At 59.4% G+C, this 19,621-nt stretch carries 19 protein-coding genes; 11 read left to right on the top strand and 8 right to left on the bottom strand.

Going from position 1 to position 19,621, the window contains the following annotated elements:
* From ACFFAR_RS04705 to ACFFAR_RS04685, 5 genes are all read left to right on the top strand, one after another.
* Positions 1-449, top strand: a 449-nt coding sequence (locus tag ACFFAR_RS04705; RefSeq protein ID WP_375507573.1) for a DMT family transporter, incomplete at its 5' end; no start/stop codon positions are given.
* Between the two features lie 527 nt (positions 450-976).
* Positions 977-1,174, top strand: a complete 198-nt coding sequence (locus tag ACFFAR_RS04700; RefSeq protein ID WP_062002956.1) for a CsbD family protein — start codon at positions 977-979, stop codon at positions 1,172-1,174.
* Positions 1,175-1,260: 86 nt separating this feature from the next.
* The gene (locus ACFFAR_RS04695) at positions 1,261-1,509 is read left to right on the top strand and encodes a CsbD family protein (RefSeq protein WP_062170864.1); all 249 of its coding nucleotides are present in this window, start codon (positions 1,261-1,263) and stop codon (positions 1,507-1,509) included.
* 104 nt (positions 1,510-1,613) lie between these two features.
* Positions 1,614-2,567, top strand: a complete 954-nt coding sequence (locus ACFFAR_RS04690; RefSeq protein ID WP_375507572.1) for a hypothetical protein — start codon at positions 1,614-1,616, stop codon at positions 2,565-2,567.
* Positions 2,568-2,700: 133 nt separating this feature from the next.
* A complete protein-coding gene (locus ACFFAR_RS04685) occupies positions 2,701-4,191 on the top strand; it encodes a PAS domain S-box protein (RefSeq protein WP_375507571.1) in 1,491 nt (496 codons plus the stop codon).
* Between the two features lie 107 nt (positions 4,192-4,298).
* Here the strand turns inward: ACFFAR_RS04685 and ACFFAR_RS04680 are convergent, their stop codons facing one another.
* The 3 genes from ACFFAR_RS04680 to ACFFAR_RS04670 are packed head-to-tail and all read right to left on the bottom strand — an operon-like array spanning position 4,299 to position 7,772.
* Positions 4,299-5,681, bottom strand: coding sequence for an MFS transporter (locus ACFFAR_RS04680; RefSeq protein ID WP_375507570.1), 1,383 nt, complete (start codon positions 5,679-5,681; stop codon positions 4,299-4,301).
* A 48-nt stretch (positions 5,682-5,729) separates the two neighbouring features.
* Positions 5,730-6,614 carry an oxaloacetate decarboxylase gene (locus tag ACFFAR_RS04675; protein WP_375507569.1) on the bottom strand — a complete coding sequence of 295 codons (885 nt, stop codon included), beginning with the start codon at positions 6,612-6,614 and terminating at the stop codon, positions 5,730-5,732.
* A gap of 45 nt (positions 6,615-6,659) precedes the next feature.
* The gene (locus ACFFAR_RS04670; protein ID WP_375507568.1) at positions 6,660-7,772 is read right to left on the bottom strand and encodes a TauD/TfdA family dioxygenase; all 1,113 of its coding nucleotides are present in this window, start codon (positions 7,770-7,772) and stop codon (positions 6,660-6,662) included.
* Positions 7,773-7,909: 137 nt separating this feature from the next.
* On the opposite strand from ACFFAR_RS04670, the gene ACFFAR_RS04665 reads away from it, so the two are divergent.
* From ACFFAR_RS04665 to ACFFAR_RS04640, 6 genes are all read left to right on the top strand, one after another.
* Positions 7,910-8,788 carry a LysR substrate-binding domain-containing protein gene (locus tag ACFFAR_RS04665; protein ID WP_174362920.1) on the top strand — a complete coding sequence of 293 codons (879 nt, stop codon included), beginning with the start codon at positions 7,910-7,912 and terminating at the stop codon, positions 8,786-8,788.
* A 95-nt stretch (positions 8,789-8,883) separates the two neighbouring features.
* Entirely contained in the window at positions 8,884-9,699 is an 816-nt protein-coding gene (locus ACFFAR_RS04660; RefSeq protein ID WP_375507567.1) for a MipA/OmpV family protein, read from the top strand.
* Positions 9,700-9,708: 9 nt separating this feature from the next.
* Positions 9,709-10,386: a response regulator transcription factor gene (locus ACFFAR_RS04655; RefSeq protein WP_062170875.1), complete on the top strand. Its 678-nt coding sequence runs from the start codon at positions 9,709-9,711 to the stop codon at positions 10,384-10,386.
* Positions 10,387-10,411: 25 nt separating this feature from the next.
* Positions 10,412-11,134: a response regulator gene (locus ACFFAR_RS04650; protein WP_174362921.1), complete on the top strand. Its 723-nt coding sequence runs from the start codon at positions 10,412-10,414 to the stop codon at positions 11,132-11,134.
* A complete protein-coding gene (locus tag ACFFAR_RS04645; protein ID WP_174362922.1) occupies positions 11,127-12,488 on the top strand; it encodes an ATP-binding protein in 1,362 nt (453 codons plus the stop codon). Before ACFFAR_RS04650 ends, ACFFAR_RS04645 begins: the two co-directional genes overlap by 8 nt.
* Before the next feature lie 405 nt (positions 12,489-12,893).
* Entirely contained in the window at positions 12,894-13,478 is a 585-nt protein-coding gene (locus ACFFAR_RS04640) for a DUF308 domain-containing protein (RefSeq protein WP_174362923.1), read from the top strand.
* A 52-nt stretch (positions 13,479-13,530) separates the two neighbouring features.
* Here the strand turns inward: ACFFAR_RS04640 and cysC are convergent, their stop codons facing one another.
* From cysC to ACFFAR_RS04615, 5 genes are all read right to left on the bottom strand, one after another.
* Positions 13,531-14,133 carry an adenylyl-sulfate kinase gene (cysC, locus tag ACFFAR_RS04635; RefSeq protein WP_174362924.1) on the bottom strand — a complete coding sequence of 201 codons (603 nt, stop codon included), beginning with the start codon at positions 14,131-14,133 and terminating at the stop codon, positions 13,531-13,533.
* Between the two features lie 41 nt (positions 14,134-14,174).
* On the bottom strand, positions 14,175-15,233 hold the full coding sequence (locus ACFFAR_RS04630; protein ID WP_174362925.1) for a hypothetical protein: 1,059 nt from the start codon (positions 15,231-15,233) through the stop codon (positions 14,175-14,177).
* Between the two features lie 264 nt (positions 15,234-15,497).
* Entirely contained in the window at positions 15,498-16,613 is a 1,116-nt protein-coding gene (locus tag ACFFAR_RS04625; RefSeq protein ID WP_375507566.1) for an FUSC family protein, read from the bottom strand.
* A gap of 254 nt (positions 16,614-16,867) precedes the next feature.
* Positions 16,868-17,842 (bottom strand): NADPH:quinone reductase, encoded by a 975-nt coding sequence (locus tag ACFFAR_RS04620; RefSeq protein WP_375507565.1) that lies wholly within the window; start codon positions 17,840-17,842, stop codon positions 16,868-16,870.
* Between the two features lie 709 nt (positions 17,843-18,551).
* Positions 18,552-19,621, bottom strand: a 1,070-nt coding sequence (locus tag ACFFAR_RS04615) for an FAD-dependent oxidoreductase (RefSeq protein ID WP_375507564.1), incomplete at its 5' end; no start/stop codon positions are given.

Below are 19,621 nucleotides of genomic sequence, written 5' to 3'. Positions count from 1 at the left end.
CGATGAGCAATGCATGGATTTATCCTTTCATTATTTTAGGTGGTGTGTTGCAGGCGGCCGGTGCACCAATCAACGGCGTATTGAAGGCATCGTTGGTCAACCCGTGGCTGGCATCGGCGGTCTCTTTCATGCTGGTCACTTTCCTTGCCATAGCGCTGTTCTGGATACAGCCAACCCCGCTCCCGACGCTGACTGAGCTCAAGGACATGAAATGGTGGGCACCGTTGGGCGGCATTGTGGGAGCCGTGGCTGTATTTGCGGGCTTGACATTGGTCCAAAAGGTTGGCGTCGGAGCAATCAACGGGCTGACCATCTGTGCGAACCTGATAGCCTCGATTGTCATTGACCACTTCGGTCTGATCGGTGTGCCGGACCATCCGCTGAGTTGGTTAAGGGCGCTTGGAGCCGTTCTCATGGTAGGTGGCGTGGCGCTGGTGATGAAGTTTTAAGTGTCATTCCAAGTGCCATTGCCATTGCCATTGCCACGGTTGATCGCGGGTGTTCGTCCTGCAAGTTGCGTGTACTTGCCGCCCATGATCGCGCGTGTCGATGCCTGGACTGCGACCGTGCCACCGCTTGCATAGACGTCGCCCGATCCAGGCGCGTTGCTCTATGCGAGCAATCAGCTTTCCACTCTGAACCAGCGTGCCCACCTGTATAGGCATTCGACCGGGTTGTCGCCAGCGCACCTGTTCCGCACATGGTGTTTCGCCATGTGTCGAATGCGTGAGGCGGCCCTAGCCTGGGAATCGTCAAGGACTGGAGAGCCCGCGTTCAATGCTGTTGTCCTGACTACGGCACGTCGCTGGTCGGCGCTCCGGGACGGCTGGCGAGTTTCCAGCGAGCACTGGAGCGCAAACGCACTATTTTTTCTAGCGCGTTTGTATCTGGTGCCGCATCACTCGCTGCACCTACACTTCCAATCACACGGTGCCACTTTGCTCCGTGTTGTTAATCCACCCTAAGGAGCATTCATATGAACAAGAATAAGGTCGACGGAACGCTTAAGCAGATCAAGGGCTCGGTGAAGGAAGCGTTGGGTAAAGTGACCGGAAATACGTCACTGGAAGTTGAAGGGGTTGCTGAAAAAACTGCAGGAAAAGTGCAGGAAGGCGTCGGGAAGACGCAGGAGAAAGCCAAGGACATCGCCGATAAAGCAACCGGCAAGGACTGATTCCCGGCATTCGATGACCGGGGTAGATCGACCATCGAAAGTCATCGATGATTCGTCATCCGAAACACTAAAGTAACGAGGTAATCATGTTTGAGAAAGCGGAAGGATCGATCAAAGAAGCTGCTGGGAAGGCGCAAGCCGCGCTCGGCAACGTCACGGGCGATAACGGGTCGCAACTGGAGGGCCGTGCGCGTCAAGCTGCTGGCATAGCTCAGCAATCGTATGGCGAGGCGCTCGACACCGTGCGTGGTGCGACCAAGAGTAACCCGGTGGCGTCGTTGGCGCTTGTCGCAGCGGTGAGTTTTATCGCTGGTGCCATATGGGCGAAGCGCTAGACCGGCTGACAGACATGTCGGGCGGGACCGGCTCGTGCGCTCCCTGAACTAGAATAAAAAGGTAATCCATGAATCGAATCCATACATCTCTTGACCCCCAACCAATGAACGTATTGCGTGTCTCCTGGGGTGCCGTGTTCGTCGGCCTGTTGCTGGCCATGATGACGTATCTGTTCCTTGGCGTACTGGGCACGGCGATTGGTGCAAGCGCACTCGACCCAATGGGTGAGCGTAATCCGCTTGCTGGCTTCGGCACCGGCGCGGGGATCTGGGTCGGCGTGTCCACGCTCGTGTCGCTTGCGGTCGGAGGGTTTTTCGCGGGGCGGTCCTCGCCACGGCGCGGCGCGCTGCACGGCGTCCTCTGCTGGTCACTGACCACCCTGGTAACGCTCTACATGCTGTCGAGCCTGGCCGGCGGCGCGATCGGTACCGCATCCGGGGTGGCTCGGGCGGGACTGTCGGTGGCGGGTCAGGGCGTCGCTGCAGCGGCTCCGGGCATCGCTTCCGGCGTGAAGGGCGCGCTCAAGAGCAATGGCATCGATATCGATATGACCGATGTCCAGGGACAACTGGAGACGCTATTGCGTCAGACCGGCAAGCCCGCGCTCGACCCGTCAAATCTCAAAGCGTCCGCTCAGGGCGCAGCGAGTGACGGCACTGCGACCGCTGCAGGCGCTGCCGCGAAACCGCAGAACTCCGCCGATGATCTCAGCAGCTTTTTCGATCGATTGAAGCAGAAGGCGTATCCTGCCCTCGACGCGACGGACAAGGAAGCGCTTGTCAACGTCATCATGGCGCGCACCGGCAAAAGTCGTCCTGAAGCACAGACCATCGCGAATAACTACGAGCAGACCTACAACCAGGCACTCGAGAAGTACCGCAGCCTGAAGATCCAGGCCGAACAGAAAGCGCGTCAAGCCGGCGAGGCGGCCGCAACCGGCGTGAGTCATGCCGCGTGGGCGGGCGTCGTGATATTGCTTTTGGGCGCGCTTGTCTCCGGATTTGCCGGGTTTCTTGGACGCCGCAGCAATCCGTTGCGTGAGGAAGTCGTGGTGTAATGGCGACTGACGTATTCTGCCAGTGCCCTTGGTTGCCGCGATCTCTTTTGCTCGCAGCACCAAGGTGCGATTTTTCATATTTCACGACAGTGCAGGCGGCATGGCCGCATCGGCATCCAGGAAGAACCCAACCATGAACGACCGCGTGCTGCGTACCGAGACGGACCGGCGTCAGCTCCAGCAGATCATTACCGGACTGACCGAGGGCGTCATCCTGATCGAGCCGGATCAACGCATTTTGTGGGCGAATGAGGCTGCTCTCGGCATGCATGGCGTGGAAAATGTGAGCGACCTCGGCAAAGACGTGGGGGAGTATCGGGAACGGTTCCGGCTTCGCTATCGTAACAACCATATTCTTTCGAATGGGCAGTATCCAATCGAGCGCGTGATCGCGGGAGAATGTTTTAGCGACGTAGTGGTCGAGGTATTCCCCGCAGATGACGACTCGGTCAACTGGGTGCATCGAGTGCGCAGTCTCGTGCTGACGAACAGCCAGGGCGAACCGGACTGTCTCGCCCTGATCGTTCACGATGCGACTGAATGGGCAAGCGCCGAACAGCGCTTCGAGAAGACCTTCAATGCAAACCCGGCACCTGCGGTGATCTGCCGGTTGAGCGATCAGCGCTACATGAAAGTCAATCAGGGGTTCCTGGAGATGACGGGTTACGTTCGTGAAGACGTCATTGGCCGATCAGTGTATGAGCTCGATGTATTCGAGAACGCCGAGAAGCGGGGCATCGCGATCGAACGCCTGAGCCAGGGCGCGACGATCCCACAAATGGAAGCGGAGCTCAGGCTTCCGGACGGCGGTTTGAAACCCGTCGTGGTGGCGGGACAACCGATCGATATCGGTGAAGAAGACTGCATGCTCTTCACCTTCATGGATCTGGAACCGCGCAGGAAAGCAGAGAGCACACTGCGTCAAAGCGAGGAGCGGTTTCAGAAGGCTTTTCGCATGCTGCCGGTCCCCAGTGCCGTTGTGACCGCAGACGAGTTCGTGATTCTCGATCTCAACGAGGCCTTCACTGTAACGACGGGCTATGCGGCCGAAGACATCATCGGTCGGGCAGGCGCAGATGCGAACGTCTGGATGGGTGATGTCCGCAGCCGACTCGCAAGTCTGCTCGAGACCGGCACCGGGGTGCGCAACGTCGAGTTCGACGTACGGAAGAAGAATGGCGAGACGATTCGCTGCCTTGTTTCGGCGGAATCAGTCAGCATCAATCGGCAGGATTGCGTGTTGATGGCGTGGCTCGATATCAGTGAACGAAAGCGCTCGGAAATGGAACTCGTCGATGCCATCGAAGCGGTCATGCAGGATGCATCCTGGTTCAGCAAGACCTTGATCGAAAAGCTGGCCAATGTCCGGCGTGCCAATGCGCCGGGAACGTCTGCTGGCCGACTCGACGACCTGACCGCACGGGAGCGCGACGTATTCGATGCCCTGTGTGAAGGGCAGGCCGACAAGGAGATCGCCAAGCACCTCGGTCTCGCATTGAACACGGTTCGTAATCACGTGGCGACCATCTACGCAAAACTCGATCTTCACAGTCGCAGCGAGGTGCTGGTCTGGGCGCGCGAGAATTCTTACTTCGGGCTTGCTGATCGCAAGAACAACAGGTAGCTCATGGTCGTTTGAGTTCTGGACTTGCCGGAAGATGATCATCTAGCCGTGGTGTACGGTGCTACCCGGCTTGCGTGGTACGGCACTCGTTGCCTTTAAAAGCTGGACTACTGCTGCGATAGCCGGGCACCTTTCGGCCCGAGCGGGCCGCCCTGTTCCTCGATTGCCTCGAGCGATTGCGAGCGTGTCTCGATACCGAACGCGAGCACCACGAGTGCCTGGACCACCAGCAATGCCGCGACGCTGAAGGCGACGTATCGAATGCCACCGGTGCGGTACAGGAGCAGCGTAATGCCGGGCGCGCAAAACGACGCAATCCGTCCGAGTACGGCGCAAAAACCGTTGCCCCGAAGCCGGTAGCGCGTTCCGAACAGCTCGGGAATGTAACAGGCAACAGCCAAAGCAACGATTGCATATAGGCAGCAAAAAAGGAGAAAGCCCATTATTGCGGCCATCATCGGCGAGTTCGAGAGCGCGTAGCTCACGCCCATTGCCGCGCCGATTATCGATGCGATCGCGATGCATCGGCGGCGTCCGAAGCGGTCAGTGCAGATGAGACCGATACCCGCGCCTATTGGACCACCCAGCGACATCACCATGCTGTACCCAAGCGATGACGACAGGCTGAGGCCCTGCCTAAGCAAAAAGGTAGGCACCCAGGTGACGAAGCTGTAAATGGCGATGCCAATGACAATCGATATGGTTGAACCGACAAGCGTACGTGTCCAGACTTCGCTTGAAAACAGCACAGACAACGGCGGCGTCGGCTCGAGGTCCGGGGGCGTGCCGGACTGCATGGGCGCCCGATAACCCTTGCCATGCACTTCTTCCTCGATGCGGGTCACGATCAGATCGGCTTCTTCCAGCCGGCCCTCGCTTGCAAGCCACCGGGGCGACTCGGGCATCGATTTACGCGCAACCCAGACAAGCAGCGCGCCCGCGCCGGAGACGAAAAACATGGAGCGCCAGGTCCACAACGGAATCAGGAAATAACCCGCGAGCGACGACACGAACAGCGCGCTGTTGGTCACCAGTGCGAGCAATGCGGAATAACGGCCGCGCTGCTTCGGCGGCGTCATCTCGATCAGGGTCGAATATCCCACCACAATTTCGGCACCGAGTCCGATACCCATCACGAGCCGGAAAGCGATGAGCCACGGCATGGAAGGCGCAAAGCCCGCCGCCAGTGACGCAAGACCGAACACGAGCAGATTCGCCTGATAGGTGAAGCGGCGCCCGAAACGGTCACCAAGCATGCCTGCCAGCGTTCCGCCAATCGCCATGCCGACAAACGTGGCTGATATGAAATAGCCGTTGAGCTGCAGGTTCGACATGCCGCTATGGACCAGCGCACCGAGCACGGAGCCGGCAAGCGTGATGTCGAAGCTGTCGAAGAACATCCCTGCCGCAATGAGCCACAGCATGCGCCGGTGAAAACCGCTGAGCGGCAGCGCGTCAAGGCGCAAGCCAATGGATGCCGGGGATGCCATGTTGTCTCCTGTTTGTTTTTCTGTTTTGTTGCGTCGTTGTGCGTGGCGTCAGCGCGGTTTATCGATGAAACGCGTACGCAGCGCGTCCCAGTCGTCCGAACCCATGCGCTGGAAACGTTCCTTCGCGCTCAGTGCGCTGGCTGCAAGCGGGGGCATGCCGGTTGCGGCCAGCGCCGCCAGTTCCTGCTCGCATACCCGCATCACGCTTGCCAGCAGCAAGCTTGGCAGGATCGCTAGCCGATAGCCCATCTCGCGTACATCGTGCAGCGAGATGTCGGGCGTCTTGCCGCCCCGGACGATGTTGAAGAGACAAGGACCATTCACGCGCCGCGGAATCGCGGCGATTTCGTCGAGGTCGCGCGGCGCTTCGACAAACGCGAGGTCCGCTCCCGCAGCGAGCGCGGCGTTTGCACGCGCGATTGCATCGTCAAGACCGGAGACGCTGTTCGCATCGGTCCGCGCAATGATCACGAAATCCGGATTGCGACGGGCAGCGAGGGCGGCACGGATCTTGGCCACGAACTCTGCGGCGGGTATGAGTTCCTTGCCGTCGAGATGACCGCAGCGCTTGGGCGACACCTGGTCCTCGATATGAATGCCCGCGACGCCCGCCTGCTCGTAAGCGCGTACGGCCCGCGTCACGTTCAGCTCGTTGCCAAAACCAGTGTCGGCATCGGCGATAACCGGCAGGGTGGTGCACGCGACGATGCGCGCCGCGTTCGCAACCATCTCGGTCATTGTGAGCAGTCCATAGTCCGGCAGACCGTAGCTCGCGGCCGTGCCTGCGCCGGTCATGTATAACGCGGTGAACTTCGCCTGCTCGGCGAGCCGCGCCGTGATGCCGTCGTAGACGCCAGGCGCTACCAGCATGTCGCCCGAGCAAAGGTACTGGCGTAGACGTGCCGCAGTGGGGACCTGATTGTTGTCGTTCAAGAGCCTAGTCTCCGAAATGCCCGATAGCGGACCGCGCGTTGAAAATCAGGCCGCGCTGACCGGCGATGATGTCGGCGTCCATTCGCGCAGGCTCATGCCCATGAGCGCCGCCTGACGTTTTTCATACGCTTCGAATGCCTGCGAGCGAGCGCTTCCGCGCAAGCCGCCGCGTACTGCGCCAGCGCGTATGTCGCCGAAATATTCGAGCCAGTTTTCCGGCAGCGGCTGCGCGTTCGGGATGGACAGCCACAGACGCAGCAGATGACGCTTCATGTCCGGCTCCTCGTTGTCCTCGAAGCCGGTTCGGGAATGGATCGTGACGTAGTTGTTGAGCAGTTGCAGGTCGCCACGCTCGAGCGACATCGAAAAGCAGAAGCGCGGGTCCGTCATCGTTTCATCGAGCAGATCCAGTGCGGCGGTCTGTAGGGTTGAAAGACGCGGAACGTCATCGAAATCGCGCTGCGCAGCGACGATATTCTTACGATTCGTGCGCATGGCGAAATGCTCCGGCTGGTCGCCAACGATCGGGCAGCAATAGTAAGGCGGCTGGGCCGGGTCCTGAGCGCCTTGATAGCTGAAGTAGTAAGGTCCGCGCAACGCATTTGCGAGTTCTGGATGCTGACGCTGCATTTCATCGAACACGGCGATCGAGCTGACGACCTTGCTCTCGCCGCCCGTCCTCGCGGCTCGACGGCATAGCAGACCGACTACATCGCATGAGTCCATGTGGAAATCAAGTGATGCGTTCGTGTTGTAACCCCGGCCGTTCGTGGTCTTGTACGAGGAACCTACATCGCGTACATCGTTGAGGATGTCGCTCGCGCGGTTTTGCGTGCGCGCCACACCGATGTGCAGGCCCATGCCCCAGTATGCAAGACGGGTGTCGTCCTCACTCCAGCGGTCCACCGGAAAGCCTTTCAGCAGACACATGCCCCAGCGGCCCTGGGTCGTATCCACCGCGCGTTGCAACGCGTTCCGAGACACGGCGGTCAGCGGGAAATCGTCGGGGGTCATCTCAAGAAGGTCGCGGCCGAGCGTTTTTGCATGCGCGAGTGCGACGTCGAATCCGGCCACTTCGTCGGCGCTCAGACGCTGCATCCAGGATGTGTCGTCTTTCGCGTCGGTCGCGAGCCACGGAACGGGTCTGAAGCTGTTCATTGCTGTCATGTCTCCGGCTGTCTGAATTGTCAGCGGCGGGATGGAGTGAACTCCCGCTGCATGTCTTGCAAAAAGTATAGGCTCGGCGGATAGTCAATAAAAGTGACTTTATTTCACTCTTTAGATAAGAGATCTTGATGAAACTGGAAGCGTTCGAAACGCTTGGAGCGGTTCTCTCCGAGGGTTCGTTTGCCGCTGCCGCGGCCGCGATGAACCTTACGCCGAGCGCGGTGAGCATGCAGATGAAACATCTCGAACAGTATCTCGGCCAACCACTGTTCAGGCGTGCCGGCTTGCGCGTACAACCGACCGCAATGGCGCATCAGGTGATTGCCGCGATGCGCGAGGGCCTGCAACAGATCGACGTGCTGAGGCGTCGCAATACCGTCGTCGTGGAAGGAACCATTCGGCTCGGCCTGATTGAATCGATCCAGCCCATGCTGCTGCCCGGGACCATGCGCGTGCTCCGGGATACCCATCCGCGACTCCTGTTGAGGCCGCAGCGGGGACGAAGTGCGGGCCTGACGGCCGACGTCAAGGCAGGCGCGCTTGACGCAGCAGTGGCCGCGCAGCCCGAGAAGGGGAGAGTGGCCGGACTGATCTGGTATCCGCTGTTGAAGCGGGAGCTGGTCCTTATCGCGCCGCCTGATGCCAAAGCCGCAACCGTGTACGAATACCTCCGGCATTACGACTGGATTCGCTACGATCGCCAGACGACGACGGGAGCAATGGGCGCGCGTTACGTTCGTGAGGTGATGGCTGAGAAGCGCAGCGCGCTCGAGCTGGACAGCGTGACTGCGATTGTCGCGATGGTGAGCGCCGGGCTTGGCGTGTCCGTGCTGCAGGTGGTGGATCCGCGTGTCTGCGAGCAGTACCCGGTCAAAACGATCCGTCTCGGCGCGTCGCCGCCAACCTTGCAGTTGTCCGTGGTGACCCGCAAGGATGACGCAGATAGCCGGCTGTTGCTGGCCGTTCGTGAGGCGCTGAGCCTTGCATTGAAGACCACAAGGCCATAGGCAGGCGATAAGCAACCGGCGTTGCAGGTAAGTAAACAGTAAGTCACACCGTTTTAAAGTCGGTCCCGTTTTTGCCATTTAACCAGGGATCGACAGTGAGAAAGAATGTATGCGGCGAATATGCGTTGCTGCTGGCCTTTGCTTCAATGCTCGTATCAGCGCCGGTCTGGGCCGACGGGGCAGGCGCGCAGCCACCTGACGCGGACGACTCGGGTTTCACCGTGTTGAGCAACGCGACCAACGTCACGCATTGGGGATTGGGAGCCGGTTTCGGATACCAGCAGGCGCCGTACAAGAACTACGGCTCGAAGTTCGACCCGATCCCTTTATTCTTTTTTGACGACAAATGGATTCATGCTATCGGAACGACTATCGATTTCAAAGTCGGGACGTGGCACAACGTGAGCTTTACCCTTCGCGGTCAATATGCGCTCGGGGACGGGTACGAGGGCTCGGATGCATCCAGCCTCAACGGCATGCAGACACGCAATAGCGCGTTCTGGTATGGGCCGGCACTGGCGTGGAAGACCCGTTTTGGAACGCTGACTGGCGACGTGCTCGAAGGCGGGAACAAGGGACAGAAGGGGAGCGTCAATTTCGGCAAGCGCATTGACTACGGCAATTTCTCCGTTGAACCGCATGTGGGGGCCGAATGGTTGAGCAGCAAGTATGTCGACTACTATTACGGCGTCCGCTCGTCGGAAGTCCGCGCCGGACGTCCAGCTTACTCGGGCACATCGACATATGACATGTCGGCTGGCGCGCGCTTCGATTATCGGTTCACGCGCCAGCAGTCTGTCACGCTCGACGTCGGTGCGAAGCATCTTGGAAGCGGCATCACGGATAGCCCTATCGTGGGCAAGCGCTTCATTCCCGAAGCCAGATTCGGCTATCTGTACCAGTTCAATTGATCGGGTGATATGTCACGAGTCGCACTCATAGAAGATCATGTCCGGTTGTCGGCAATGATCCGGCAGGCGTTGCTGGGCGCCGGCGTGGAGACCGATACCTTCTGCACGCTATCAGAGGCCGCGTATGGCATGAGCCGGGGCGATTATGCGGTGCTGGTTGTCGATCGCGGATTGCCGGATGGCGATGGCCTCGCTTTCCTGAGAAACCTCCGCGCCGCTGGACAGATGACACCTTGCCTGATGCTCACGGCCCGCGACGCGTTGCACGATCGTATCGACGGGCTGGAAAGCGGCGCGGACGATTACGTGACCAAGCCGTTTGCGATGAGCGAACTGGTCGCGCGGGTTCGCACGCTGATGCGCAGGCCGCAGGAGCTCACTGCGCTCATCCAGGCCTTTGCCGATATTTCCGTCGATCCGCAGCAGCGCGCATTGCGATGCGGCGAGCAGTCGATCGTGCTCGCGCCCGCCGAACTCCAGATCATGCTGACCTTGATGAAAGTAGCCGGCCAGACCGTGCGGCATGCGGCCCTGGAGCACGCTGCTTGGGGACTTGCGGAAGCGGTCACGCCAAACGCGCTGGAAGTCACGGTGCATAGACTGCGCAAGAAGCTTTCCTCGATCAACGCAAGGACGCGTCTTGCCAACGTTCGCGGCGCGGGTTTCGTGTTGCAGGCGCCGGCCTGAGGCGGAGGTTTTTCAAGGAGGTTTGATGAAGCGCCTGATTCTTGTAGTCGATGCCGACCCCGGCTGCCGCGACGTGTTGCGCAACCGTTTTCACGCGGCGGGCTTCGACGTATCCGTCCTCTATGATGCAGCGGGGATCGCACATCGGCTGACACTGGAGAGGCCCGCGTTGGCGCTCGTCGCAAGCGGTCTGTGCATGAGCGGCGGACTGGCCGAGATCAAGCGCTTGCGCAATAGCGACGACGACTTGCCCGTCATCATGCTCGGCGAGGAGGACGACGCCACGGAGCGCATCGTCGCGCTTGAATGCGGTGCTGACGATGTCGTGTCGAAACCGTTCAATGTCGATGAAGTACTGGTCAGGGCCCGCAATGTGCTGCGCCGTGTCGGGCATCGGCCGATTCGGGAGCCGGCGTGCGGAATGCCTTATCGGTTCGATGGTTTCAAGCTCGACTTCCTGGCGCGCAGCCTGAGCTTTCAGGAGCGGCCCGTTGCACTCTCGGAAACCGAATATTCGCTTCTGAAACTGCTTGTCTCCTCGCCCGGCAGGGTGATTTCGGTCAGTGCGATAGCACAGATGATGGAATCGCGCGTACTTGACTCGAGCGTTCGTATTTGGGTTCACAGGCTGCGCTCGCGCATCAGGCTGGCCGCGGGCGCATGCGAGCAGATACTCACGGTTCAGGGTCAGGGTTATGCGTTTCACCCTTGCGGGAATGCAGAATCGAACGGCGCCCAACATGTTTAGGTACTGGGTCCGCAGCCTTTCGGCGCGACTATGGCTCACCAGCGTGACGGCGCTGGTGATCTGCCTCGGCGTGATCGCTGCGATCACCATGTACACGTTCAGTCATTCGCCTCCGCGGATGTTGCAGCGTCACGCCGACATTCGCGCCGCGCAGCGCATCGTTGACGGACTGCGTTTCGACAGCCACGGACAGCCAGTGGCTGTCGCGCTCGATGAGCAGAGCGCGTGGCTGTTCAACGTCGCGACGAACGACCTGATGTACCGCGTGCTCGACGACCGCGGTCATCTGCTTCTGTCGTCGGGCAAGGCAGCCGGCGGCGAACAGTGGGAGAAGGGCAATCCTGCAGGGGAGAGCCGTGAAGATCGCGAGGTGTCGATAAACGGGCGGCCGTTCGACCTGGTGACGCGAGAAACGCAGCGCGGCAACGCGCGGTTCGTGGTCCAGGTTGCAACGAGCGTCGCGTTCAACAAGGCCGTGCTGAGCATGAAGGTCAAGCCGATTCCCGGCATAGTGGGATGGACCATCGCGCTTGCCACGATCATTTTTGGTCTGACGCTGACATTCACCGTGCACCGGCTGCTTCGGCCGCTGAGGGCGGCATCTCGCGCCGCGGCGTCGATCACGCCGTCCAGTCTCACGATGCGTCTTTCCGACAAAGGCATGCCAAGCGAAATCAAACCATTGATCACGGCGTTCAACGACGCGCTGTCGAGGCTTGAGAACGGTTTCATTGTCCAGCAGGCTTTTCTGGCGTCGGCAGCTCACGAGTTGCAGACGCCTTTGACGCTGATCCGCGGACAAATCGAGTTGCAGCCCGGGATTGAAAAGAAGGAACTGATCTATCGCGAGATCGACCTGATGGCGAGGCAAGTGCGTCAGTTGCTGCACCTCGCCGAAGTCAGCGAGTCGCAAAACTTCGTGTTCAGCGATGTCAACTGGGCCGACGTAGCCGACGATGTCGCGGGCTACTTCGCCCTCAAGGCCAGCACGGAGAATGTATCGCTTGAGCTAGACTCGCCCGTCATTGCCTCGGTCATCAAGGCTGATCGAAGCGCGTTGTTTATCCTGCTCAAAAATCTCGTGGAAAACGCGATCAACGTCACGCCCGCGGGCGGCAGGGTGACGGTATCGGTGGACGGCAGTTCTATCCGGGTGAGCGATGAGGGTCATGGCATTGACCCGGAACATCTGCCATTCTTGTTTCAGCGTTTCTGGCGCGCCCCTGATGTCCAACACGATGGCGCGGGTCTCGGCCTTGCAATCTGCAAGGAGATTGCCGGTGCTCACGGCTGGCAGATCAACGTGAGACGGTTGCAAGTAGGAACAGCTTTCAGCGTGGTGTTCAACGCTTGAAGAGAAGCGGTCGTTACCCGGCTGCGCACGGTGGATTTTCCCTCGTGTGATCATCGAATCGACGTTGCGAAGGTAACAGGGCGTCCCGGTCGACCATCCCCGCAAAAAGCGCCTCTGCCTTGGTTGCCCGCTCAGTTGCCCATTTGAAACGCCAACCAAGGCGCCCGTTACCACGAATCCGCTCGGTCCTGCCTTGGCGGTCTTCGATCAACACGAACACCCCACCTTTTGGAGCGCATCGGTCATTTGACCGATACCGACAAGACAAACCGAATGCCATGATCTCCACCCATGCAGGCCTACTTGTCGCGATAACGCTGTGCGGTCCTGCCGACAGCCCGTCACAGCGAGCGCCTGGCGTGTCGCCACGGCGACGCGGCCGATCAAATTTCAAAGGGAATTTCAATGGCTACTCGTCTTTCAGATACCACCGGCCTTCAGGATGAGCGGTGGCTCAAACACTACTACCTCACACGTGCAGCGTTTTCCGCGGTGTGGGTCGCGCTCGCGTTCGCCGTCGGTCAGCATGCCGCAGCGATCGGTGCGGCATTGCTCATTGTCTATCCCCTGTGGGACGCGCTGGCTAATTACATCGACATGTCGCGTAGCGGTGGGGCGCGCGAAAACCTCACTCAGGCTTTCAACGTCTTTGCAAGCCTGGTAATAGCGATTGCGGTGATGGTGGTGTTGAGCGTCGACACAGGCCTGATCCTTGACGTGTTCGGAGCCTGGGCCGTTCTATCCGGATTGCTTCAGCTCGCTACTGCCGTGCGCCGCTGGAAGCGGTTTGGTGCGCAATGGGCAATGATCTTGAGCGGAGGCCAGTCGGCGCTGGCGGGCGTGTTTTTTATCGCGCAGGCCCATTCAACAGCACCTCCCGCGATTATCAAAATTGCCGGCTATGCGGGTGTCGGTGCGATCTATTTTCTCGTTTCGGCGTTGTGGCTAGCCGTCGGGCAGATGCGGCGCAAGGTTGCATCGACGCACTAAAGAACTGGTTCAACCCCGGGCGTCTTTCTCGAGGAGCCTGGTATAAAGCGGCTTACTCATGGATCAACCGCTGAGTAATCAAGGTTATTGCATCAGCTATCGAGCATTGAGTGGTGTCGATGCGAACGTCGGGAGCGATCGGTTCCTCGTAGAGGGAATCGATACCCGTGAGATTCTTGAGCACTCCCTGTCTTGCGAGCTTATACAGTCCTTTAGGATCGCGGCTTTCAGCGATTGCAACGGGAACATGTACGTGCACTTCCACGAACCGATGAGGCCCGGCAGTGAGCCGTGCGATTTGCCGATCTGCCGAGAAGGGTGAAATGGCGCAGACCAACACCAGCAGCCCGGCGTCAGCCATCAGCCGAGCGACTTCGCTCAACCGCCTGATGTTTTCATGTCGATGCTCATCGGAGAATCCAAGATCCCGGCATAGCCCGGTACGCACGGTGTCGGCATCCAGTAGGAAACTGTGTTTGCCGGCGTCATGGAGCGTAACTTCGAGGGCGTCGGCGAGGGTGGACTTTCCAGCCGCTGGCAAACCGGTGAACCAGACTATCCCAGGTTTCTGCCCAAGCAAGTCGGAGCGGTCGTCGACGCCGACTGAAAACTCATGACGGTGAACGTGAGATGAATTGTCGGTTGGCAAGTCCATCTGATCTCCTCATTGCTTATGCCACTATGAATGACCCTGCGTCAGTAGTAGCGCCACTGTTCTGACAGTTCTCGAGCGAGCACCAGCTTTTCCTTAATGAGCTCAGCACCGTCCGTCCCAGGTCCCGATGCACCTCTTTTCGATACCATGAAACCCAATGCTGAGGCGTGAATGGATTTGATCGAGCGTCCGTCGATTCCCTTCATGAGCGAAGCATTACCCTTCATCTGTGCAACGAGATCTCTTGCAGCGCTGAAGTCCGGCGTTATTGCGACCTGGCCTCGAACTTGTGCCCGTAATGCCAAGGCGTATTCGGGAGACTGTCCCAGCCGGTCAACATCGACCAGCAAATCGGCTTCGTCGGCCGAGCGCATTGCAGACAGCATCCACACCGCTAAAAACGCCCGATATGCGTTGTCGCCGTCGACCGTACGCACGAACTGCTCGCAGGCCGCAGCATATTCATCGATCGAGGTGACGGGTGCGGGCGGCAAGCGAACGCCGCACACTTCAATGACCTCTTTGACGATAGGCTCGTTTTGATTAAGGCCCAATATCCGAAACGGAGCAGCAACAAAGAAGGGATTGCTCCATTGCTGATGAAGCAACCATCCAGAGGCAAACTGCGATGCGGGATTTCGCAGGACGACTGCGTGCATCACCTCAGGAAACGCGTCCTTTAACCATGGCAACCGGCCAAGGGATCGACAAAATTTGAAGACAGGTATCTTCCCCTGCTTCCTTGTCTGGTCGTGGAGGCTCTTCAGGTACGCCTGCAATGTTGAGAAGGCAGCATCCGCCACGGGTCCGAATCGATCCGCACTAAAACTTTTTCGATAGCCCGCCACACCATGTAAGTCGTCTCGAATGAACGGCCTATATTCGGTGAAATAAGGCGCTGTAAGTTTCGGATGACCCGAAGTCCAGGTCGGCTCCAAGGCGGGTATGTCAGCGGCTCGCAGGTCGGCCAGTATGGGGTGAAGCGGTTCATAGAACGCCGTCACGGTCTGCAAGGCCCGAAAGCGAGACCATACCCACGTTCCCGCGCTTCTCCAGCCGGCATGCAGAAAAATTCCACCCGCCTGTCCTTTCTCTCGCATGACAGTTTCCTGACTGCGGGAGTCTGCGGATGTCTGCCCGTTGTCATCGGTGATATGCGAAGCACTGTTTGATGGATGCATCATCAGCTTTCTCTACAGTCCGAAGGGAAGGGTGTGTTTTGCGCGATTAAAGGACTGAGGGCTTGCAATGAGAGCCACAGTGAAAGGCGATTGTGCGTCTGCGGATATCAGAGAGCGGATGGTGAACGACAGGTAGTGTAGTTCCACGCGTCGTGTTCCGCGTTACCACAAGGGTCGTGACGGTTACGATCCATTACCAGTGCAATTCGCTGAGGTATTGCGGAGCAACAGTTGATGCAGGTCGATCAGATTTTCACCGACTTGCTCGAATCCGAAGATAACTGAATGCAAGGAACGATACCGGTCGTAGCTTTCGCGTGCCGCCGAGCAGTCAAGTTCTTCCCGCAATGTTTCGTGCGCTTCATTGAGCGCTCGGCTGCATGCGTCAGGATCCGGTGCCGCATGACCTCCTCTTACATAGGCGGCCAGCCTCGAAAGATAAAGCGCCCCACACGTTTTGACGTTGTTGCCGACGTCCATCATCACTTCTCGATCTCCCATCGTGAAATGGCTGCCATGGGCGGAACCGATTCGATCCAGAAGAACAAGGCCGTGCCAAAGGCGTTCAGTTGCCGAGAGAGCAGACGACAGCGTCAGGCCTGATTGAAAGTGCGCGCGTATGCGCGTGTCGATTGAAACGGATCGAGCCAGTTCAAGATGTCCAAGGAATCGCTCGTGTAGAGCGTCGAGCGCGGCACGGTCGTGTGGTTGATCGAATATGGAAATATGGTTGAGCAATTCACTGCAATCGTCGAGTGCCGCTGCAATGAAATTGAACACGCGTTGGCGGGCGAGCTGCGGCCATACCGACATCGACACCGCGATCCCGATGCCGGAACCGAGGATGATCGCCCCAGCACGACTGATCGCATCAGAAATGCCAGCAGACGGGGCAAGCGCGATCACAGCGGCCGCCACGACGCCATAGCTTGTCGCGGGCCAGATCGCGGTCACACTGCAGGTCACAAGCGTGGTCAGCCCGAGTCGCAACATCGACTGCTCGCTGCCGGGAAAAACGTGTATTGCTGCCAGACCGACTGCGGTGCCGAATCCCGCACCCGCCATTTGCCCAAGGCCGTATCGCATGCTTCGGTCGAAATTCTTCTGCAGGGTAAAAAGGCTGGAGAAGATAGCCCATGTGGCATTCGAAGGATCAATGGCCGCGAGGACCGCGTAGCTCAGAAGGCTCGCGACAAGTGACTGCAAGGCTATGCGCAATGAATCGGAACGGCGCGCGCGCCAACCATCGGCAGCTCTCTTGATCAGATTCGCCGGTTGCAATCGGCCGAGATGTGGCATTGAATTTCCGTCAAACAATTTCCGCGGTGGACGCAAGGTTGGCCATTCCAAACCTTCGCGCGATCCTGCCGCGAAGTCCGACCGCCGCCGGGTCCGCGCGGAAAAAATGGCGAACGGCCGAATATGGTTCAGCCGACCCGATCCGAGTACCGCATGCCACCCCTGCAATAGTCTGGTGCTCGCGGGTTACCGGGCAAAGAACAAACGCGGCGCGGCATATTGCAAGGGAACACTGAAGAGCGGAAAAGGCATGCTCACAACGTGACGACTGCGTTGCCCGTCAGTCGACCGCTTTCGACAGCCTCGTGCGCCTCGACAATGTGCTCGAGGGAGAAACGCTCTGCCACGTTGTGATTGAGCGCGCCGGTTTTCAGATAACCATTCAGCGCACTCACAGTCTCGGCGCGCGCTGCGGGCGAGAGCTCGTAGACGATAAAAAAACGTATTGCGGCGCCACTTTGAATCATTGGCAGGAAGTCGAACTGCACCTGCGGCTTGCCCGCCCCATAGATCGCGCCCATGCCGTCACGCGCCAGGGCCGCGGGGTACAGTGCGGCGTTCGCGGCGGCATCGACCTCCACGATTCTGTCCACGCCGCGTCCGTTCGTCAGCGCCTTCACACGCGCAACCACGTCCTCGTTGCGGTAGTTGATGACATCGTCGGCGCCGAGGCCCTTCGCGATCTGTGCCTTTGCATCCGAACTCACGGTGGTGACGACCCGAGCCGCGCCCAGGAGCCGCGCAAACTGAATCGCATATGCGCCCACGGCGCCTGCGCCCCCTGTGACGAGCACAGTCTTGCCAAGCACGGTGCCGTCGATCGTGAGTGCGCGAAGCGCGGTGAGTGCAGGAATGCCAAGGCACGCGCCCTCATCGAACGAGGTATTGTCGGGCAGGTCCACCGCTTGTTCCGCTGGCAGCGCGATGTACTCTGCTGCCGTGCCCCCGGCACGCTTCCATTGACCATTCCAGAGCCAGACCCGCTCGCCGATACGGCTCTCCGGGACGCCCCTTCCCACGCTTGTGATGACGCCCGCGCCGTCGCTGTGCGGTGTGATGCGCGCCGCCATGGGGGGACGGCTGGAACGCCCTTTGACATCGGACGGATTGACGCCGGACGCCTTGACCTGCACGCAGACTTCGCCTTCTTGGGGAGCGGGATTGTCGAGCTCGCCGACCGTAAGCACCTCACGCGCCGCGCCATTGCGCTCATACCATGCAGCTTTCATCTGAATTTCTCCTTGAATTTGCAGGCGGGATGGGCTGCGTTACCCGTGTATAGCCGCATCACGCGCGCAAGACGATCCCGTAAGACGACCTTCCGGCAAAACCGCCTGCATGTTGATTCGCGACCGTGGTTCAATCAAATTCCGAGCATCTGCGCCATCGCCCGTACAGCGTTCGACGTTGAATTCAGTAGGCCGGCTGCTTTCGTCAGGTCTTGTTGAATAGGCGCGTCACCGTCGAAAAAATGCATACATGAATTGCTTGGTCGGTGAGCTGGGAAAAGCGCCATAAACCTGAAAAACAGAAAGTTCATTAGGAAATATTGTACAGCCTGATGTTTTTTCTGGCAGCGTACAACGCGCAATTGCTGGATGAATCAGTGCATGCGCGTCCTTGTCAGTGACAACGCCATGCAGACTGACCGATGGACAAGTGGTGTTTATTTGGCATACCTAACCGGATCAATGCGGTTTACCGATCAAGACCAAGAATTGATCAATCAGGATTGGCGTCTTATGGCGTGTACGTAACGCTATCGCGGTTCGACAGAAATATGCGCAATACGTCCCGCATGCGGGCAACGACGAGTGCACTTGTTGATAGCGAGGTGACGTTGCGCGCGCCGAGGTGAGGTTCAGCTCGAACGGCACAAAAACGATGCCGGTCGTCCCCGTGCTATGAACAACGAGGTCATGCTGGAATGCAGGTGGACTATTTCGCCGGCTGGTTCCAGGTAAAAAAATCGAGAAGGCTCTGAGGCGCGTCGGGGCCAAGACACACCCTGAGTACGTCTTCCGCCTCCGCCGCCTCGGACGCGCTGCGGGGGAAGAGGTCCTGCTCATACAAGATGAGCGCGGCCTCAAGGTCATCGGGGTGGGCGGCGATAACCTTGCCGAGCTCAGCGCCGTCGAACATTGCAAGGTTGGCCCCCTCACCGGACGGGATCATCAGGTGCGCGGCGTCGCCGAGCAGTGTCACCCCCGGTATGCGGTCCCATCTGTGCTCGACTGGAAGCGCGTGAATGGGGCGGGGCATAAGGTTTGTCTCACCGTCGGTGATGAGCGCTACGAGTTCCGGAGCCCACCCGTCGAACTCCCTGGCAACGCAAGCTCTGGCCGCTGCCGGGTCGGAGAAGTCGATGCTGTCAATCCAGTCCGCGGGCTTGTTCAACTGCGCGTACGTATGAAGCACGCCATTGGGCTCGCGATGCGCCAGTATGCCCCTGCCCGGCGCGAGCGCAAATAGCGCTCCGTCGCCAACCGCTTGGGCGCTTGCCGCGTGTCGAGTGTCGCCGTCGTACAGATGTGTCTCGAAGAATGACGTGCCGACATACGCCGGTTCCGCCAAGGAGAGAAGGGGACGAACTCTCGACCAGGCTCCGTCGGCCCCCACGAGGAGGTCGGCTGTCACGGCGGAGGCGTCAGCGAAGGTCAACATGTGCCGGCCGCCACCAAGCGCAGACGCCGCTACGAGCTTGTGTCCCCACCGGATCGTGTCGGAAGGAATCGAGTCAAGCAGGATGCGGCGTAGTTCCCCTCTAGGTACCTCGGGTCGACCGCCCGTACCGTCGTCGGGTTCGTCAAGCAGCAGGTTGCCGTCCTTGTCGAGTACGCGCGTTGCCTGGCCGCCAGCGTGAATGACCTTCAGGAACTGATCAAAGAGGCCCGCTGTTTTGAGCGCGACTTGCCCGTTGTGTTCGTGAATATCGAGCATGCCCCCCTGCGAGCGCGCGTTCGCCGAGGTCTCCGCTTCATAGATCGTCGCGGCAATGCCGTGGACAT

The organism is uncultured Caballeronia sp., assembly GCF_964243625.1.
GTDB lineage: Bacteria > Pseudomonadota > Gammaproteobacteria > Burkholderiales > Burkholderiaceae > Caballeronia.
Note: the sequence above shows the minus strand (reverse complement) of the source record. Positions and strands in the feature narration are given on the sequence as shown.

Coding starts and splice junctions, on each gene's coding strand:
- ACFFAR_RS04700 (WP_062002956.1), top strand. CDS start 977: ATGAACAAGAATAAGGTCGACGGAACGCTTAAGCAGATCAAGGGCTCG.
- ACFFAR_RS04695 (WP_062170864.1), top strand. CDS start 1,261: ATGTTTGAGAAAGCGGAAGGATCGATCAAAGAAGCTGCTGGGAAGGCG.
- ACFFAR_RS04690 (WP_375507572.1), top strand. CDS start 1,614: ATGAACGTATTGCGTGTCTCCTGGGGTGCCGTGTTCGTCGGCCTGTTG.
- ACFFAR_RS04685 (WP_375507571.1), top strand. CDS start 2,701: ATGAACGACCGCGTGCTGCGTACCGAGACGGACCGGCGTCAGCTCCAG.
- ACFFAR_RS04680 (WP_375507570.1), bottom strand. CDS start 5,681: ATGGCATCCCCGGCATCCATTGGCTTGCGCCTTGACGCGCTGCCGCTC.
- ACFFAR_RS04670 (WP_375507568.1), bottom strand. CDS start 7,772: ATGAACAGCTTCAGACCCGTTCCGTGGCTCGCGACCGACGCGAAAGAC.
- ACFFAR_RS04665 (WP_174362920.1), top strand. CDS start 7,910: ATGAAACTGGAAGCGTTCGAAACGCTTGGAGCGGTTCTCTCCGAGGGT.
- ACFFAR_RS04655 (WP_062170875.1), top strand. CDS start 9,709: ATGTCACGAGTCGCACTCATAGAAGATCATGTCCGGTTGTCGGCAATG.
- ACFFAR_RS04650 (WP_174362921.1), top strand. CDS start 10,412: ATGAAGCGCCTGATTCTTGTAGTCGATGCCGACCCCGGCTGCCGCGAC.
- ACFFAR_RS04645 (WP_174362922.1), top strand. CDS start 11,127: ATGTTTAGGTACTGGGTCCGCAGCCTTTCGGCGCGACTATGGCTCACC.
- ACFFAR_RS04640 (WP_174362923.1), top strand. CDS start 12,894: ATGGCTACTCGTCTTTCAGATACCACCGGCCTTCAGGATGAGCGGTGG.
- cysC (WP_174362924.1), bottom strand. CDS start 14,133: ATGGACTTGCCAACCGACAATTCATCTCACGTTCACCGTCATGAGTTT.
- ACFFAR_RS04630 (WP_174362925.1), bottom strand. CDS start 15,233: ATGCGAGAGAAAGGACAGGCGGGTGGAATTTTTCTGCATGCCGGCTGG.
- ACFFAR_RS04625 (WP_375507566.1), bottom strand. CDS start 16,613: ATGCCACATCTCGGCCGATTGCAACCGGCGAATCTGATCAAGAGAGCT.
- ACFFAR_RS04620 (WP_375507565.1), bottom strand. CDS start 17,842: ATGAAAGCTGCATGGTATGAGCGCAATGGCGCGGCGCGTGAGGTGCTT.